The 16,526-nt window shown below is 67.6% G+C and carries 15 protein-coding genes; 10 read left to right on the top strand and 5 right to left on the bottom strand.

Annotated elements, in window-relative coordinates:
* Positions 1 to 19 precede the first annotated feature (19 nt).
* From V9K93_RS06685 to V9K93_RS06725, 9 genes are all read left to right on the top strand, one after another.
* Positions 20 to 1,153 carry a LysM peptidoglycan-binding domain-containing protein gene (locus V9K93_RS06685; protein ID WP_337302240.1) on the top strand — a complete coding sequence of 378 codons (1,134 nt, stop codon included), beginning with the start codon at positions 20 to 22 and terminating at the stop codon, positions 1,151 to 1,153.
* A 130-nt stretch (positions 1,154 to 1,283) separates the two neighbouring features.
* Positions 1,284 to 2,411, top strand: coding sequence for a DNA-processing protein DprA (dprA, locus tag V9K93_RS06690; RefSeq protein ID WP_337302241.1), 1,128 nt, complete (start codon positions 1,284 to 1,286; stop codon positions 2,409 to 2,411).
* A 43-nt stretch (positions 2,412 to 2,454) separates the two neighbouring features.
* Entirely contained in the window at positions 2,455 to 2,928 is a 474-nt protein-coding gene (locus tag V9K93_RS06695; RefSeq protein WP_005411195.1) for a DUF494 family protein, read from the top strand.
* 39 nt (positions 2,929 to 2,967) lie between these two features.
* Positions 2,968 to 3,732 carry a pilin gene (locus tag V9K93_RS06700; protein ID WP_337302242.1) on the top strand — a complete coding sequence of 255 codons (765 nt, stop codon included), beginning with the start codon at positions 2,968 to 2,970 and terminating at the stop codon, positions 3,730 to 3,732.
* A 49-nt stretch (positions 3,733 to 3,781) separates the two neighbouring features.
* Positions 3,782 to 4,714: an RDD family protein gene (locus tag V9K93_RS06705; protein ID WP_006395961.1), complete on the top strand. Its 933-nt coding sequence runs from the start codon at positions 3,782 to 3,784 to the stop codon at positions 4,712 to 4,714.
* A 192-nt stretch (positions 4,715 to 4,906) separates the two neighbouring features.
* Positions 4,907 to 7,393 (top strand): DNA topoisomerase I, encoded by a 2,487-nt coding sequence (locus V9K93_RS06710; protein ID WP_337302243.1) that lies wholly within the window; start codon positions 4,907 to 4,909, stop codon positions 7,391 to 7,393.
* Between the two features lie 130 nt (positions 7,394 to 7,523).
* A complete protein-coding gene (gene tsaC, locus V9K93_RS06715; protein ID WP_136638547.1) occupies positions 7,524 to 8,114 on the top strand; it encodes an L-threonylcarbamoyladenylate synthase type 1 TsaC in 591 nt (196 codons plus the stop codon).
* 43 nt (positions 8,115 to 8,157) lie between these two features.
* Complete coding sequence (locus V9K93_RS06720) at positions 8,158 to 8,847, top strand: hypothetical protein (RefSeq protein WP_046983428.1); 690 nt, start codon at positions 8,158 to 8,160, stop codon at positions 8,845 to 8,847.
* Positions 8,848 to 8,882: 35 nt separating this feature from the next.
* Positions 8,883 to 9,611 carry a hypothetical protein gene (locus V9K93_RS06725; protein WP_337302244.1) on the top strand — a complete coding sequence of 243 codons (729 nt, stop codon included), beginning with the start codon at positions 8,883 to 8,885 and terminating at the stop codon, positions 9,609 to 9,611.
* Positions 9,612 to 9,705: 94 nt separating this feature from the next.
* Here the strand turns inward: V9K93_RS06725 and V9K93_RS06730 are convergent, their stop codons facing one another.
* The gene (locus tag V9K93_RS06730) at positions 9,706 to 10,482 is read right to left on the bottom strand and encodes an SDR family oxidoreductase (RefSeq protein WP_046984257.1); all 777 of its coding nucleotides are present in this window, start codon (positions 10,480 to 10,482) and stop codon (positions 9,706 to 9,708) included.
* 111 nt (positions 10,483 to 10,593) lie between these two features.
* Between V9K93_RS06730 and V9K93_RS06735 the strand changes: the two genes are divergently transcribed.
* Positions 10,594 to 10,806: a hypothetical protein gene (locus V9K93_RS06735; protein ID WP_012512229.1), complete on the top strand. Its 213-nt coding sequence runs from the start codon at positions 10,594 to 10,596 to the stop codon at positions 10,804 to 10,806.
* A gap of 114 nt (positions 10,807 to 10,920) precedes the next feature.
* On the opposite strand, the gene sppA is transcribed toward V9K93_RS06735, so the two are convergent.
* The 4 genes from sppA to V9K93_RS06755 form a co-directional block, all read right to left on the bottom strand.
* On the bottom strand, positions 10,921 to 12,843 hold the full coding sequence (gene sppA / locus V9K93_RS06740; RefSeq protein WP_012512230.1) for a signal peptide peptidase SppA: 1,923 nt from the start codon (positions 12,841 to 12,843) through the stop codon (positions 10,921 to 10,923).
* 116 nt (positions 12,844 to 12,959) lie between these two features.
* On the bottom strand, positions 12,960 to 14,324 hold the full coding sequence (locus V9K93_RS06745; protein ID WP_337302245.1) for an MATE family efflux transporter: 1,365 nt from the start codon (positions 14,322 to 14,324) through the stop codon (positions 12,960 to 12,962).
* A 237-nt stretch (positions 14,325 to 14,561) separates the two neighbouring features.
* Positions 14,562 to 15,137, bottom strand: coding sequence for a DUF3106 domain-containing protein (locus tag V9K93_RS06750; RefSeq protein ID WP_136638551.1), 576 nt, complete (start codon positions 15,135 to 15,137; stop codon positions 14,562 to 14,564).
* Positions 15,130 to 16,134, bottom strand: coding sequence for a hypothetical protein (locus V9K93_RS06755; RefSeq protein WP_337302246.1), 1,005 nt, complete (start codon positions 16,132 to 16,134; stop codon positions 15,130 to 15,132). Before V9K93_RS06755 ends, V9K93_RS06750 begins: the two co-directional genes overlap by 8 nt.
* Positions 16,135 to 16,526: the final 392 nt, after the last annotated feature.

Raw genomic sequence — 16,526 nt, forward strand, 5'->3', positions numbered from 1 at the left:
GAATCAGGGCTTCACACCTATGTTGCTTCGTTTTCGTACGGTCGTCGCCGCGGCGATGCTGACCGTGGCTGCCTATGCTACCGCCGTGGAAGTGAATGGCGGGCACCCGGACACCTATGTGGTCCGAAAAGGGGATACGTTGTGGGACATCGCCGCACGTTTCCTGCAGAAGCCGTGGCTGTGGCCGGAGATCTGGCAGGCCAATCCGCAGATCGCCAATCCGCACCTGATCTATCCCGGTGACGTGCTCAGCCTGGCCTATCTGGACCGGGTGACCGTCGCAGCCAAGCCCGGCCCGCGCCAGGAAGCTCCGATCGACGCCATTCCGCTGGCCCAGGTCGAGCCGTTCCTGAAGCAGCTGAGCGTGGTCGACAGCATCGAGCAGCTGCCCGCCGTGGCCGGCCTGGAAGAAGAACGCCTGCGTGCCACCAGCGGCCACGCCGTCTACGTGCGCCTGGCCGACGCCCAGCTGGGCCAGCGCTGGGCCGTGGTCCGCCCGACCGTGCGCTACTCCCAGCCCAAGCCGACCGAGGACCTGACCGCCAATGGCGACGTCACCCCGGGCAGCGGCAACCTGTGGCAGGCCTACAACGCGCCCAACCACCGCCGCGGCGTGCTCGGCTATGAGCTGGCCCAGGTCGGCACCGGCACCATCACCCGGATCGCTGGCGGCAAAGTCCAGGCATCCACCCTGGTCCTGGACAGGAACGAAGGCGGCCGCGAAGTGCGTGTCGGCGACCGTCTGGTCCCGATCGAGGCCCGGCCCTACGACCTGCAGTTCGTGCCGCATGTGCCCGCTGCCGGCGTCGAAGGCGTCGACGTGCGCGTGCTGGCAGTGACCGACATGTTCACCGCCGGTGGTCCGCGCGACGTGATCGCGATTTCGGCCGGCCGCGCGCAGGGCGTGGACAACGGCACCGTGTTCTCGCTGTGGCGGCCAGGCCGCCATGTGGCGGACCGCATGAAGTACCCGACCTCGTCGCGTATGGACGATGCCCTCAGCGGCAACGTTGGCCGTGTTGCGCTGCCGGATGAGTACGCCGCGCACGCGATGGTGTTCCGTACCTTTGACAACGTCAGCTACGCACTGGTGATGCAGGGCGTGAAGCCGGTGCGCGTGGGTTACAACGCACTGCATCCGGACGCGAAGTAACCGTTGCCGGGCTGCCCCGGCCACCCCAGGTAGTGCCGGCCGCTGGCCGGCAGCCACCTCCGGGAAAACCTGACGATCACACGCGAAGGCGCCCTAGGGCGCCTTTGTTGCATCTGGTCGATAGTGGGGAATGACCAAGCAAGCTGAAGAGGCGCTGCTGCGCCTGGTGATGGCGGGGGGCGCATTGGCGCAACGGCGGGCGCTGCTGCAGAGCCAGGGCGATGCGGGCGCGGCCATCTCGCTGGGCGTGGCGGGATGGCGTGCACATGGCTGCACCCCGGAACAGTGCGCGGCATTGGAGCGCCCCGATACGCGGACCTGGGCGGCGGGCCTGCGCTGGCTGCTGGACGACAACCACCATCTGTTGGCCTTCAACGATCCGGCCTTTCCTCCGTCCCTGCTGGACGTCCCCAACCCGCCACTGGCACTGTTCGTGGCCGGCGACCCGAGCCTGGCCTGGCGCCCCTCGGTGGCGCTGGTCGGCAGCCGTTCGCCGACGCCCGGTGGGCGGGCGCTGGCGACACGCTTTGCCGGCTGCTTCGTCGAAGCCGGACTGGCGGTGACCAGCGGGCTGGCCGCCGGTATCGACGCCGCCGCCCACCTGGCCGCGCTGGAGGCCGGCGGTTGCACCGTGGCAGTGATCGGCACCGGCCCCGACCGGGCCTACCCGGACAGCCATGCCCGGCTGCAGGCGCGGATCGCCACAGAAGGCGTGGTGCTCAGCGAGTACCTGCCGGGCACGCCGGCACGCCCAGGCCATTTCCCGGCGCGCAACCGGCTGGTGGCCGGGCTGGCGCTGGCCACGGTGGTGGTCGAAGCAGCGCAACGCTCGGGCGCACTGATCACGGCCCGCCTGGCCGCCGAGGCCGGGCGCGAGGTCTGCGCCCTGCCCGGCTCGGTGCTCAATCCACGCGCGTCGGGTTGCCACCGGCTGATCCGTGAAGGCGCAGCGCTGGTCGAGCGCCCCGAGGAAGTGCTGGAGCTGCTGGCCCCGGCCCTGCGCCAACAGCTGCCGGGCTTGCAATCGCGGCTGGCCACCCCCACTGAACAGGCACCGCCGGCGCTCCTGCCGGCGCGCTGGGCCGACGACCCTGACTACCAGTGCTTGTGGCGGGCCCTGGACCACAACCCAAGCGGTATGGATTCACTGATCACGCGCTGTGGATTGACGGCGCCACAGGTGTCCTCCATGCTGCTGGCCATGGAACTGGCGGGAATCGTGGTGTGCGTACACGGCCGCTACTGTCGAACTCCCTAGTTTCTTCACCTCCACAGCGTCGCGCGACGCAGGCCGAGGGGCAATGAAAGAGAGCATCCTGGACGTACTGCTGTACCTGTTTGAACACTATTTCAGCGAAGATGCGGACCTGATCCGTGACCGCGATTCGCTGCAGAACGGCCTGATCCAGGCCGGTTTCAGCCCAACCGAGATCAACAAGGCGTTCGACTGGCTCGACGCCCTAGCCGCGCAGCGGCCGAGCGTGGCCCAGGCGAGGGTCGATGGCCCCGTGCGCGTCTACCACGGTCCCGAGCTGGACAAGCTGGACGTGGAATGCCGTGGTTTCCTGCTGTACCTGGAACAGCACGGCATCCTCGACGCCGACCAGCGCGAGCTGGTGCTGGACCGGGCCATGGCCCTGGACCAGGACGAACTGGACCTGGATGACCTGAAATGGGTCGTGCTGATGGTGCTGTTCAACCAGCCCGGTTCCGAAGCGGCCTATGCCTGGATGGAAACGCAGATGTTCATGGACGAGCCAGAACCCCTGCACTGACCGTACACTTGGGGGCATAGCGCATTCAGGAGCGTCCCCGTGAGCGAGTGGTTCCACGCAGAAGGCAACCGGCAGCAAGGCCCGCTGCCGGCGGAACAGTTGGTCGAGTTGTTCCGCAACAACCAGATCTCCCTGGACACCCTGGTCTGGCGCGACGGGCTGCCACAATGGCAGCCGTTGCGCACGGTCGTCGACGAACTCGGCCTGATCGTACCGGCACTGGATGTCGCTGCGGCCGCCGCCGAACCCGAACCCGAGCCGGAAGCGGTGGCGACAGCGCCGCCTCCGCCGCAGCCGCCCGTACTGCCGCCGTCCACACCGTATGCCACCAGCACGGCGACGACGGCCCTGCCGCCTCCGAAAAAGAAGCTCTCCGGCTGCGCGCTCACCGCCATCATCGGCGGCGGCCTGCTGCTGGTCCTTGTGCCGATCATTGCGATCCTTGCCGCGATCGCCCTGCCGGCCTACAACGACTACACCCTGCGTGCCAAGGTCGCTGGCGCGGTGACCGTGCTGCAACCGCTGAAGGACCAGGTGCAGCATTTCGCCGATGACGAAGGTCGTTGCCCGGGCGCCAACGACGCCGGCTTCCCGGCGCCGGGCGACTTCGCCCATGCCGGCCTGTCGGCGGTGAACATCGGCCGCTTCAACAACGGCCATTGCGGTATCGAAGCCACCCTGGCCGTGCCCGGCAAGAGCATCGACGGCGACCTGCTGTGGCTGGAATACGACCGCGACAGCGGCCGCTGGGAATGCACCGGCGAAAGCGACGACAAGTACCTGCCGCCGTCGTGCCGCGGTTGAGCCGCACGCACGCCAGCCCCTCCAAGGACGACCCAACAGGGAACATGCAATGACTGAGTGGTATTACGCCGAAGGACAGCAACGCCAGGGCCCCCTGCCGGTCCAGGAGATCCGCCAGCGCTTCCAGCGCGGCCAACTGAACCTGGACACCCTGGTCTGGCATGAGGGCATGGCGCAGTGGGCTGCGCTGCGCCAGGTGGTCGACGAGCTCGGACTGCAGACGCTGGCCGATGCCAGCACTGCCACCGGCAGTGGCGGTTTCGACCTGCGCGGCGACTATGCCGCCATCGACAACGGCACCGCGCCGCTGCCCGGCACCGGCGCCATCAGCAGCTCGCCGTACAACGCGCCGGCCGCCGCCGGTACCGCCGGCCATGTACAGCCGGTGATGGGCGGCGAAGTGATCTACGCCGGTTTCTGGAAGCGCGTAGCGGCCTACATGATCGACTACTTCGTGCTGGTCATCCCGGGCAGCATCATCGGTGCCATCCTCGGCGTGGTCCTCGGCGCCAGCATGGGCGCGGTCGGCAGTGGCGAATCGTCCATCGAAATCGTCGCGCAGCTGGCCAGTGCGCTGATCAACCTGGGCATCGGCATGGCCTACTACACCTGGTTCCATGCCTCGCGGGGCGGTGCCACGCTGGGAAAGATGGCGGTCGGCATCAAGGTCGTGCGCGGCAATGGCGAGCGCCTCACCAAGGCCCGCGCCTTCGGTCGCTACTGGGCCATGCTGCTGAGCAGCTTCACCCTCGGCATCGGCTTCCTGATGGCCGCGTTCACCGAACGCAAGCAGGGCCTGCACGACATGATATGCGACACTCTGGTGGTCGACCGTTGGGCCTATACCGACCAGCCGCAGCTGCAGCGTCGGGAACTGGGCACGGTCACCATCCTGGTTCTGGTCCTGACCGCCCTGCTGTCGTTGGCGGGCCTGGTCCTGCTGGTGGCAGCAGTCGGCTTCATCGCCAAGATGGCCTCATGAACGACCATCCTCACGCCTCGCTGCTTGACATGGGCTGGCCGGGCGTGATTCCTCTAATAAGGTGAAACCTGAACGCCCGGCACACTACCGGGCGTTCAGTTTATGGATTTGCCCGTGGCCGCTTCACTAATGCGGCCGTTTGCTCCACCCTAGCGGCCCCTTCCCCCGGTCCGCCCACAGACCTTTCCCGACATGCCCAAGCACCTGCTCATCGTCGAATCGCCGGCCAAGGCCAAGACGATCAACAAATACCTCGGCAAGGACTACACCGTCCTGGCCTCGTATGGGCATGTGCGTGACCTGATTCCGAAGGAAGGCGCAGTCGACCCGGACAACGGGTTCGCCATGCACTACGACGTGATCGACAAGAACGAGAAGCATGTCGATGCGATCGCCAAGGCCGCCAAGGGCGCCGACGACATCCTGCTGGCGACCGACCCGGACCGCGAGGGTGAGGCGATCAGCTGGCACATCGCCGAGATCCTGAAGGAACGCGGGCTGGTCAAGGACAAGCCGATGCAGCGCGTGGTCTTCACCGAGATCACCCCGCGCGCCATCAAGGAAGCGATCAGCCAGCCGCGCGCGATCGCCAGCGACCTGGTCGATGCCCAGCAGGCGCGCCGCGCGCTGGATTACCTGGTCGGTTTCAACCTGTCGCCGGTGCTGTGGCGCAAGGTACAGCGCGGTTTGTCCGCCGGCCGCGTGCAGAGCCCGGCGCTGCGCATGATCGTCGAGCGCGAGGAAGAGATCGAAGCCTTCATCGCCCGCGAGTACTGGTCGATCGCCGCCGAGTGCGCGCACCCGTCGCAGCACTTCAACGCCAAGCTGATCAAGCTGGACGGGCAGAAGTTCGAGCAGTTCACCGTCACCGATGGCGACACCGCCGAGGCGGCCCGCCTGCGCATCCAGCAGGCCGCGCAGGGTGCGCTGCACGTCACCGACGTGGCCAGCAAGGAGCGCAAGCGCCGTCCGGCGCCGCCGTTCACCACCTCCACGCTGCAGCAGGAAGCCTCGCGCAAGCTCGGCTTCACCACCCGCAAGACCATGCAGGTGGCGCAGAAGCTGTACGAAGGCGTGGCCATCGGTGACGAAGGCACCGTCGGCCTGATCTCGTACATGCGTACCGACTCGGTGAACCTGTCGCAGGATGCACTGACCGAGATCCGCGACGTGATCGCCCGTGACTACGGCATCGCCTCGCTGCCGGACCAGCCCAACACCTACCAGACCAAGTCGAAGAACGCCCAGGAAGCGCACGAAGCGGTGCGACCGACCTCGGCACTGCGCACCCCTGCGCAGGTCGCGCGCTACCTGACCGATGACGAGCGCAAGCTGTACGAACTGATCTGGAAGCGTGCGGTGGCCTGCCAGATGATCCCGGCCACGCTCAACACCGTCAGCGTCGATCTGTCGGCCGGCAGCGAGCACGTGTTCCGCGCCAGCGGCACCACCGTGGTGGTGCCCGGCTTCCTGGCCGTGTACGAAGAAGGCAAGGACAACAAGAGCGCCGAGGACGAGGACGAAGGCCGCAAGCTGCCGGCGATGAAGCCCGGCGACCGCGTGCCGCTGGAGCGCATCGTGGCCGACCAGCACTTCACCCAGCCGCCGCCGCGCTTCACCGAAGCGGCGCTGGTGAAGGCGCTGGAAGAGTACGGCATCGGTCGTCCCTCGACCTACGCTTCGATCATCCAGACCCTGCTGTTCCGCAAGTACGTGGAAATGGAAGGCCGCAGCTTCCGCCCGTCCGATGTCGGCCGCGCGGTATCCAAGTTCCTGTCCAGCCACTTCACCCAGTACGTCGACTACGACTTCACCGCCAAGCTCGAGGACGAGCTCGATGCCGTCTCGCGTGGCGAGGAAGAGTGGATTCCGCTGATGTCGCGCTTCTGGGGACCGTTCAAGGAACTGGTCGAAGACAAGAAGGAATCGGTCGACCGCGCCGAGGCCAGCGGCGCACGCGAACTGGGCACCGACCCGAAGACCGGCAAGCCGGTCAGCGTGCGCCTGGGCCGTTTCGGGCCGTACGCGGCCATCGGCAGCACCGCCGAGGACGCCGAGGAGAAGCCCAAGTTCGCCTCGCTTCGTCCGGGCCAGTCGATGCACACCATCACCCTGGAAGACGCGCTGGAGCTGTTCCTGATGCCGCGCGCACTGGGTGAGGACAAGGGCGAAGACGTCAGCGTCGGCATCGGTCGTTTCGGCCCGTTCGCCAAGCGCGGCAGCACCTATGCCTCGCTGAAGAAGGAAGATGACCCGTACACCATCGATCTGGCCCGCGCCGTGTTCCTGATCGAAGAGAAGGAAGAGATCGCGCGCAACCGGATCATCAAGGAGTTCGAGGGCAGCGACATCCAGGTGCTGAACGGCCGTTTCGGTCCGTACATCAGCGACGGCAGGATGAACGGCAAGATCCCCAAGGATCGCGAGCCGGCGTCGCTGACCCTGGCCGAAGTGCAGCAGCTGATGGAAGAAACCGGCAAGCCGGTGCGCAAGGGCTTCGGCAAGAAGGCCGCGGCCAAGAAGGCACCTGCGAAGAAGGCGGCGGTGAAGAAGGAGGCGGCACCGAAGAAGGCGGCCGCCAAGAAGGCCCCTGCCAAGAAAGCGGTGAAAAAGGCTGCTGCGAAGAAGGCGCCGGCCAAGAAGGCCGTCAAGAAGGCCGTCAAGAAGGCCGCGAAGTAGATCCGCGCCCTGCGTGGATGAGGGGTAGTGCCGGCCGCTGGCCGGCAACCCCAGAAGCATCAGGTGCCGGCCAGCGGCCGACACTGCCGGGGTGCCTGGTTCCACCCCATCTGCACGCAGCGGGGGGATAATGAAGGCCCACGCCGGGCCGGTCGCCGCCATGAAAGAACTCACCCTGGACTCCGCTGTCGCCTCGCTCCGCGCAGGCGGCGTGATCGCCTATCCGACCGAAGCGGTCTGGGGCCTGGGCTGCGATCCCTCGCACGAAGCCGCGGTGCACATGGTTCTGCGGCTGAAACAGCGCCCGATCGAGAAGGGCATGATCCTGGTCGCCGCCGAGCTGGCGCAGCTGGAAGGCTGGGTACGCCTGCAGGCACTGCCCGATGCCCGCCAGCGCGCAGTGCTGGCCAGCTGGCCCGGCGCCAACACCTGGATTCTGCCGGCCGGCCCACGAGCCAAACCGTGGATTACCGGCGAGCACAGCGGCATTGCGGTGCGCATCAGTGCCCACCCGCTGGTGGCCGCGCTATGCCGTGCCTGGGGTGGCCCGCTGGTGTCCACCAGCGCCAACCTGGCCGGCGAGCCACCGGCGCGCAGCCGCGAGGAACTCGACCCACGCCTGTTGCGCCTGCTCGACGGCATCCTCGATGGCGAGACCGGCGGCCTGGCCCAGCCGACGCCGATCCGCGACGCGCTCAGCGGCAACGTGCTGCGCTCCTGAGCAGACGATTGCACAGCCACCGACAATCGCGCACCCTGCCGCCATGAACCTGCTGCGCGCCACCTTGAGCCTGTGCCTGCTGTTGCCTTGGAACTCACCGGCCGCCGAGGACGTGCGCGTATACCGCTGCGTGGCCAGCAATGGTGCCGTGGCGCTGCAGGACAAGCCCTGCAACAGCGGCCGCCAGGAAGTGCGCGACCTGCAGCGTCCGCGGGATCCTGCGCCGCGGGTGGTGCGTAGTGACGCCACGCCATCGCCGCCCAGCGATACCCCGGTCATCCGCGAGCGCGAAGTACGCCACGTCTACATCCAGCCGCCACAGCCGATGTACGAGTGCGTCACCGAGGATGGCCAGCGCTATACCAGCGACAATAACGAAGGCAATCCGCGCTGGGTCCCGTTGTGGACCAGTGTCTGGCTGCCGCACGGGCATCGTGGCCCGGCCTATCCCGGACCGCGTCCGGCATTCGGTACACCGGTGGGGACCCCCATCGGTGAAGGCGCGGGTTATCGTCCGCCCTCGGTGGGCATGGGGGTACAGGTTCCGGCCGGCAGCGTCCTGGTGCGCGACAGCTGCCATGCGCTGCCACCGCAGGAAGTCTGCGCGCGCCTGCGTGACCGCCGCTGGGAGCTGGACCGCCGCTACAACAGTGCGCTGCAGAGCGAACGTACGGCCATCAGCAACGAACAGCGCGGCATCGACGCTCGCGTGTCGCGCGATTGCCAGCGCTGAGCGCCGCGCCGCATCACCACCTGTACGCTGTGCGCATGAACAAACTGATCTGGCTGGCCCTGGTGTTGCTGCCCGGCGCGGCACTGGCCGAAACAAGCGTGGTGTATCGATGCACCTCCAGCAGCAGCGACGTACCCACGCTGCAACGCACGCCCTGCCCGTCCGGCAGCAAGCAGCAGGTACTGCGCGTACCCGATCCGGCCAACGCACAGCCGGCGGTGGTCGCCCCCACCCCCGCCGTCGAGACGCCAGCCCCCCTGCCGGCAGGACCCGCGCCCGCGCAGGCGCCCTCTGCAACGCCACGCCGTGCGGACGAAGGCCGAACGATCATGGAAGCGGGAATGGTCGAACGCGAGGGCGGCAACCAGATCCTCGACAGCGCGACGCTGCGTCGTGACGCCGAGGCCCACGCCGAAGCAAAGGACGGCCCACCGAAGCCGCCCCTGCCCCCGATCTTCCAGTGCACCGACAGCCAGGGCGGCAGCTACCTGCACGAGTACGAGGCCGCGCCCGGTCGGTGCGAACTGATGACGGTACAGGGCCTGGGCGGCGTCACGCCGGTGAATGCGGCCGGCTGCGAAGTGGTACGTGATCGCTGCGAGGAACTGCCCGAAGCGCAGCGTTGCGGCGGCTGGCAGCAGCGCTTCCGCGATGCACGCGGCCGCGAACGTTTCGCCACGCCAGAGAACCGCGACGGCGCACGCAGCGAGCGCGAGCGGCTGCAGGGTGTGCTGGAGGCCAGCAACTGCCCGGTACCGGGGTGACGGCCACCCGGTAGTGCCGGCCGCTGGCCGGCAACCACAGGATCTTCAGATGATTGCAGTTGCCGCCCAGCGGCCGGCACTACCTGCTGAAAGCTCAGAATCCGTAGCGCAGGAAACCACCATCCACCGCGATGCACTCGCCGGTGACATAGCTGGCGGCGGGCAGGCACAGGAAGCCCACGGCCGCAGCCACTTCCTCCGGCTCCCCGATGCGGCGCATCGGCGTGCGGTTGATCACTTCCTCGTAGTAGTCCGGGTCCGACAACGGGCCGGACGTGCGCCGCGTGCGGATGTACCACGGCGCCACCGCGTTGACCCGGATGCCATCCTCGGCCCACTCGACGGCCAGGTTGCGGGTCATCTGGTGCATTGCCGCCTTGCTCATGCCGTAGACCACGCCGCTGCGCACATGGGTCAGGCCGGATACGCTGCCGACGTTGACGATGGATGACGAGGCATGGCGTGCCAGCAGCGGGTGCGCGTAGCGCGACAGTTCGAACGCCGAGAACAGGTTGGTCTCGAAGATGTTGCGCCACTCGTCCTCGGAATACTCGGTAGCCGCTTTGCTGATGTTGCCGCCGGCGTTGTTGACCAGGATGTGCAGGCCATCGCTATGGTCTTCCACCCAGTCCAGGATCTGCCGGCGGTCTTCGTCATCGGAAACATCGGCAGCCAGCGCGTGCACCTGCATCTGCGGATACATGTCCAGCAGCTCGTCGCGCGCGGTCTCCAGCATGTCTATATCGCGCCCGACGATCATCAGGTCGGCACCGAAGCCAGCCAGTTCATGCGCGATTGCAAGGCCGATGCCGGCACTGGCACCGGTGATCAGGGCAGTCTGGCCGTCCAGGCGCCACCGTTGCTGGGTCATGTGTCCTCCGGGGCCGCGCCCGCTGTGTTTCGATGCGGCAAGGATACGCGCTCACGGCAGCCCCCTGCCCGGAATGCGACACTGCACGCACGCCCACTGCGGAGAGCCGCCATGCGCATCCTGATCGTGTCCACGTCCCTGCTGGCCGCCGTACTGCTGGCGGCGTGCCAACGGCCGCCGACGCCCAACCCGGAGAAGCCACCGGCACCGCAGGCAATGACCCGTGCAATGCATGAGCCGCTGGACCGCGCCAAGAGCGCGCAGAAGGCCGTGGAGGATGCCGCAGCACGCGAGCAGAAGGCCGAGGCCGACGCGACGCAATGACCTGTGGGGTCAGAGCCCTTTGCGGAGCAAAGGGATCCGACCCCTTGAACGAAAACGCCCGGCCGGGGCCGGGCGTTTCCAGTAGATCCACGCCATGCGTGGATGGACTTCCGATCAGAACCCGCAGAAGCAGTACGCCAGCGCCTTCACCGGCGCACCGTTGCCCTTGTCGCGGGCCGCGTTCTCGACGAAGCGCAGCTGCGTATCCACTTCCGGCATCGCACGCGCCAGCATCATCCGCGCCATGCCCGAGTCGGACAGCATCCAGGCACCGGCACGGCTGCCGGCGAAGCCGCTTACGAACTGCGCAAACGGCGTCGCCGCCTTCTCGATGTAACGCACGCGGTAAGCATCGGCCTTGCCCAGCTTGGCACGGCTGGCGGCATCGGCCACCGCATCCTTCAAGCCACCGAAGGCGTCGACCAGACCGCGTTCCTTGGCCTGCGCACCGCTCCACACGCGGCCACGGGCCACTTCGTCGACCGCCTCGACCGGCTTCTTGCGGGCGTCGGCAACGCGACCGGTGAAGTCGGCGTAACCCTTGTTGATCACCGACTGGATGACCTGGCCCACCGCCGGATCCATCGGGCGGGTGACATCGAAGGCACCGGCAAAGCGGGTCGTACCGACGCCGTCGGTGTGCACACCGATCTTGTCCAGCGCGCGGCTGAAGTTCGGCACCATGCCGAAGATCCCGATCGAACCGGTGATGGTCGACGGATCGGCATAGATGCGGTCGGCATTCATGCTGATCCAGTAGCCACCGGAGGCAGCCAGGTCGCCCATCGACACCACCACCGGCTTGCCAGCGGCCTGCAGGGCCACCACTTCGCGACGGATCTGCTCGGAGGCGAACACCTCACCACCCGGCGAATTGACGCGCAGCACCACGGACTTCACGTTCTCGTCGTCGCGCGCTGCACGCAGCAGCGCCGAGGTTGACTCGCCACCGATGCGGCCGGCCGGCAGGTCGCCACCGCTGATCTCGCCGGCTGCCACCACCACCGCCACCTGCGGACGGCTGTCGACCGGGTTGCGGCGCGCATCGAGCTGGCCCAGGTAGCTGCCGAAGTCGACGTTGCGGAAACCACCGTCGGCATCGTCGTCAGCCACGCCGCGCTCGATCATCAGATCCTCGAATTCCTCGCGGGTCTTCAGCGAGGTCACCAGCTTCTGCTGCAGGGCGAACTTGGCCAGGTCGCCACCGGCGGCGGAGATGCCTTCCGGCAGCGTGTCGATGCCGGCGGCCAGCTGTGCCGGATCCAGGCGGCGGGCTTTGGCGATGTCACCCAGGTAGCGCTGCCACACGTCGTTCATCCAGAACAGGTCGGCTTCCTTGGACGCCGGCGAAGCGGCGTCGAGCACGTACGGCTCGGCAGCGGACTTGTACTCGCCCACCTTGAACAGGTGCACGTCCACGCCCAGCTTGTCCTGCAGGCCGGTGCGGAAGTACTGGCGGTAGCGGCCCAGGCCCTCGAGTACCACCGACCCCATCGGGTCCAGGTAGACCTCGTCGGCCTGCGCGGCCAGCAGGTACTGCGACTGGCCCATGCTCTCGCTGTAGGCCACCAGCTGCTTGCCGGACGCACGCAGGTCCTGCAGCGCAGCGGCCACTTCACGCAGCGAAGCGAAGCCCGACGGCTGCAGCTTGTCCAGCTCCAGCACCACGCGCTCGATCTTCTTGTCTTCCTTGGCCGACTCGATCACCCGCAGCAGGTCACGCAGCTGGATCTCTTCGGCACCGTTGTCGCCCACCGCCTTGGCCAGCGCGCGGCTGACCGGGTCAGCGCTGAACTGCTCGACCAGGCGGCCTTCCGGCGCGATCACCAGGGTGGTGCGGTCCTGCAACGATTTGCTGGCACCGGCACCCATGCCGGCGGCGATGACGAACATCACCAGCAACAGGAACAGCAGGCCGAAGAACACCAGGTTGAGGATCAACCGGCGGGTGAAATTCATGACGTCCCACAGCCCGATGAAGAAACTGGCGACGGGGTTGCGACGCGCCGGGGGCAGCGGGGGCACGGGTTGATTCATGGAACGCTCCGGAAGGCTTCTTGCCGTAGTGCCAGCATAGCCGGTGCCGCGTGATGCGGCATCGGACACAAGTCAGGGGATCGCCCGCCACGGGTCGCCAGGGCGGGCAGGAAGGATCAGGACAGGCTGGACTGGCCGATGCGCAGGCTGCTGCGGCGCAGGCGCCAGCCCATCAGGATCGCCGCCGCGGTGAGACCGACGATCAGGCCGATCCACATGCCCTGCGGGCCCATGCCCAGGCCCAGGCCGAGTCCGGCGCCGAGCGGCATGCCCAGGCCCCAGTACGCGAACATGGCGATGAACATCGGCACGCGGGTGTCCTTCAGGCCGCGCAGCGCACCGGCCGACAACACCTGGATGCCATCCGGGAACTGGAAGGTGGCCGCGTACAGCAGCAGGGTCGAGGCCAGCCCGGCCACTGCCAGGTCGTTGGTGTAGACGCCGACGATGGCGTCGTGGCCGAACAGCAGTGCCGCCGCCGACAGCGTCTGCGTACCCATGATGATCGCGTAGCCGGCCCAGGCCGCGCGGCGCACGCCGAAGCCATCGCCACGGCCGACCGCATGGCCGACGCGCACGGTAGTGGCCTCGGCCACGCCCATGGGGATCATGAAGCACAGCTGGGCGACGTTGATCGCGATCTGGTGCGCAGCCGCTTCATTGGCACCCAGGCGACCGATCAGCAGCGCGGTGACGATGAACAGACCACCTTCCATCAGCACGGTGATCCCGATCGGCAGCCCGGTGCGCAGCAGATCCCAGATCGCCGGCCAGCGCGGCCCTTCGAAGTGCGAGAACAGCCGCAGATGGGCGAAGCGTTTGGTGAACCACAGGTAGGTGGCGAAGGCGATCGCCTGCAGCCACATCATCACCGCCGAGGCGATGCCCAGGCCTTCGGCACCCATTTCCGGGAAGCCCAGCTTGCCGTTGGCCAGCACGTAGCCCATCGGCGCCAGCACCAGCAGGCCACCGAAGCCGATCAGCATGGTCGGCAGGGTCCAGTGCATGCCCTCACTGAGGTAGCGCATGCAGAAGTACAGGGTCAGTGCCGGGCCACCCCAGCGCACCGCATGCAGGAACGCGGTCGCCCCCGGCACGATGTCCGGTGCGATGCCGAAGGCCGGCAGCAGCGGCGGCACTACGGTGAGGAAGGTGAACATGATCAGGCCCAGGCCCAGCGCCAGCCACAGCGCCTGGCGGAACAGCGGGCCGATCTCGCGCTCACGACCGGCGCCGTGCAGCTGCGACACCGAGGCGGTAAGCGAGATCAGGGTACCGATCGGGATCAGCATCGGCAGCCACAGCAGTGCGGTACCAATGGTCACCGCGGCCAGGGTCGCCGTGGCGTGGTGGCCAGCAATGACGTTGTCGACGAAGGAGATCAGACCGGTGGAGACATGCCCGAGCACAAGCGGCAGGGCAAGCAGACCGGTGGCGCCGACTTCCTTGCTGAAGCGCGGCGTGGAGGTTGCAGTAGACATAAGGTGCTTGACGCGAACTGCGGTTGCGCGCGAAGGGCACAGGCACCGGGTTGCGGCCGGTCATCTTACGCGCGCAGCGCGCGCATTCCCATGACATGGCGTGAATGCTGGGTTTCAGCAGCCCCCGGTTTACCGCGTTGCGATCGCGTTACGAACAGAAAAAAGGGGACGGAGGGGATTAAGTCGTTTCAAGCCCGACTGTGCCGAGTACGACTTAATCCCCTCCGTCCCCTTTGTTTACTGACCCGCCTGGCGCTTGAGCCAACTGTCGCGCTCGGCGGCGGGCACGGCGAGGAAGGCGCTGCGCACCGCGTCGCGTTCCTGCGGCGGCGTGCGCTGTGCGACCAGGGTCAGCTGGGCCAGCTGCGCCGGGCTGAGCTGACGCAGCACGGCCAGCGCGGCCTCGCGCTGTTCCGGCGGCACAAAGCCGAACAGGCCGTGCAGCTTGGGGAATTCCAGGCCCAGCTGGGGGCCCAGCCGCCAGCCTTCGCGAAACGCCTGGTCCTGCGCCTGGAACTGCTGGCGCAGGCGCTGCTGCTGATCGGCCGGCAGTGCATTGAAACGCGCCGCAGCCTGGCGGACGCGTTCACGCTCGCCTTCCGGCAACGCCCGCCACGTGGCGTAGTCGGCACGGCGCTGGCGCTGCTGCTGCGCATCCAGGTGGGCAAACGTCGAAGGTGCCGCGGCCGGCGCCGGTGGCGCCGTCGTGGTTCCGGGCGAGGGCGGTGGCAGCGGCACGTTCACGGTCTGCGGCGTGGCCGACAGCGACAACGGCAGGGCCAGCAGCAGGCTGGCGAACACAGTCTTATTCATCGGCAGCAGCGGTTTCCAGCGTGGCACTGGCCGGCTCCGGCCGGCTCGGCTTGGATTGCGATTCGTCCACCGGCAGCGGGCCGCCAGCGGCCGTCCACGCATACAGGTCGGCATCGGCCACCAGCGGATAGTCGCGGTCGGCCAGCATCATGGCGTCGTCGGCAGCCTGGGCCGGGATCGCATCCGGCGCGGCTTCAACCTTGCTCGGCGGCAGCGCCTCCACCGTGACCGGACCGGCATCGCCCACCACCCCTTCCGGCAGCGGTGCATCGCTGCCGAGCACACGGCCCTGCCAATGGCGCCAGCCCAGCGCGGCGGCCAGCAGCACCGCCACGGTCAGCAACAGGATCAGCGGACCGCGCCAGCGCGGCTTGGCATTCGCACGGCGGCGCTTGCCGTTGGCGGCCGCGCGCTCGTCACGCTGCGGTGCACGCCAGCTGGAGGTCGGGGTTTCACTGTTGGCGGCCGGTGCGGCCGGTTGTTGCAGCTGCTGCAGGCGCTTGGCCGGCAGGTCACGGATGCGCAGCTGCACCTGCTCGGCCAGCTGCCGCCAGGCCGAGGCATCAGGCTGGCCATGGGTATCGCGCGGGCAGGCATCGGCCAGCAATTGCTGGTAGCCGGCCTCGTCCTGGTCGAGCACGCGCATGGCAATGCCTTCATCCAGACTACCGCCTACCCGCAGCAACAGCGCCAGGCGTGGCAGTGGCCCCATCTCACCCAGCGCAGCCAATGGCGGTGCCCACTGGCCGCCCAGCGGTTCGCGTAGCGCCTGGCGCTGGCCCAGCAGGGTCCAGAAGCGGGTCGGCCATTGCGCCATGGGCAGGTCGCTGGCGACGGCGGCAAAGGCGCGCATCACCGCCACCAGGGTCTGTTCGGCACGGGCGGCTTCACCGCACTGCAGTTCAGCCACCACCAGGGCACGGCGTTCGACGCCACGCAGGAACGCCGACAGCGCGCCGGCCGCGGTCGAGGAAACAGGGGCGGGCACAGCCGTCATCGGTTACTCCAAAGGTCTGCCGGCATGATAGCGGCAGGCCATCGGCGCCCGGCAGGACTTGCGCCCGCAGGTACTTCGTGCTGCAGGTTGTGCACAGCACCACGGCCCTCGCACGGGAAACTGCGGCATCCAGCTGAATTCACTCTGTTTCAGCAATGTTTCACACTTAAGTTATTGATTTTACTTGACTTTGAAGTGTGGCTATTTTTTGACCAACCCAAGCGTGAGGCCGTCGCCATCGGCCTCCCGCGCGCCCGCCGACCGTTAACGCACAGTCTTATCCACAGAACATGTGGATAAGACTGAATCTCCAATGGACACCGATATTTAGGTGACATTTATGATTCAACGGGCGTCGCCCGGGCGCCTTCGCGCCTGCCATCCGCGTGCGC

This window comes from Stenotrophomonas sp. CCNWLW162 (genome assembly GCF_037203745.1).
GTDB lineage: Bacteria > Pseudomonadota > Gammaproteobacteria > Xanthomonadales > Xanthomonadaceae > Stenotrophomonas > Stenotrophomonas maltophilia_AQ.

Coding starts and splice junctions, on each gene's coding strand:
- V9K93_RS06685 (WP_337302240.1), top strand. CDS start 20: ATGTTGCTTCGTTTTCGTACGGTCGTCGCCGCGGCGATGCTGACCGTG.
- dprA (WP_337302241.1), top strand. CDS start 1,284: ATGACCAAGCAAGCTGAAGAGGCGCTGCTGCGCCTGGTGATGGCGGGG.
- V9K93_RS06695 (WP_005411195.1), top strand. CDS start 2,455: ATGAAAGAGAGCATCCTGGACGTACTGCTGTACCTGTTTGAACACTAT.
- V9K93_RS06705 (WP_006395961.1), top strand. CDS start 3,782: ATGACTGAGTGGTATTACGCCGAAGGACAGCAACGCCAGGGCCCCCTG.
- V9K93_RS06710 (WP_337302243.1), top strand. CDS start 4,907: ATGCCCAAGCACCTGCTCATCGTCGAATCGCCGGCCAAGGCCAAGACG.
- tsaC (WP_136638547.1), top strand. CDS start 7,524: ATGAAGGCCCACGCCGGGCCGGTCGCCGCCATGAAAGAACTCACCCTG.
- V9K93_RS06720 (WP_046983428.1), top strand. CDS start 8,158: ATGAACCTGCTGCGCGCCACCTTGAGCCTGTGCCTGCTGTTGCCTTGG.
- V9K93_RS06725 (WP_337302244.1), top strand. CDS start 8,883: ATGAACAAACTGATCTGGCTGGCCCTGGTGTTGCTGCCCGGCGCGGCA.
- V9K93_RS06730 (WP_046984257.1), bottom strand. CDS start 10,482: ATGACCCAGCAACGGTGGCGCCTGGACGGCCAGACTGCCCTGATCACC.
- V9K93_RS06735 (WP_012512229.1), top strand. CDS start 10,594: ATGCGCATCCTGATCGTGTCCACGTCCCTGCTGGCCGCCGTACTGCTG.
- sppA (WP_012512230.1), bottom strand. CDS start 12,843: ATGAATCAACCCGTGCCCCCGCTGCCCCCGGCGCGTCGCAACCCCGTC.
- V9K93_RS06745 (WP_337302245.1), bottom strand. CDS start 14,324: ATGTCTACTGCAACCTCCACGCCGCGCTTCAGCAAGGAAGTCGGCGCC.
- V9K93_RS06750 (WP_136638551.1), bottom strand. CDS start 15,137: ATGAATAAGACTGTGTTCGCCAGCCTGCTGCTGGCCCTGCCGTTGTCG.
- V9K93_RS06755 (WP_337302246.1), bottom strand. CDS start 16,134: ATGACGGCTGTGCCCGCCCCTGTTTCCTCGACCGCGGCCGGCGCGCTG.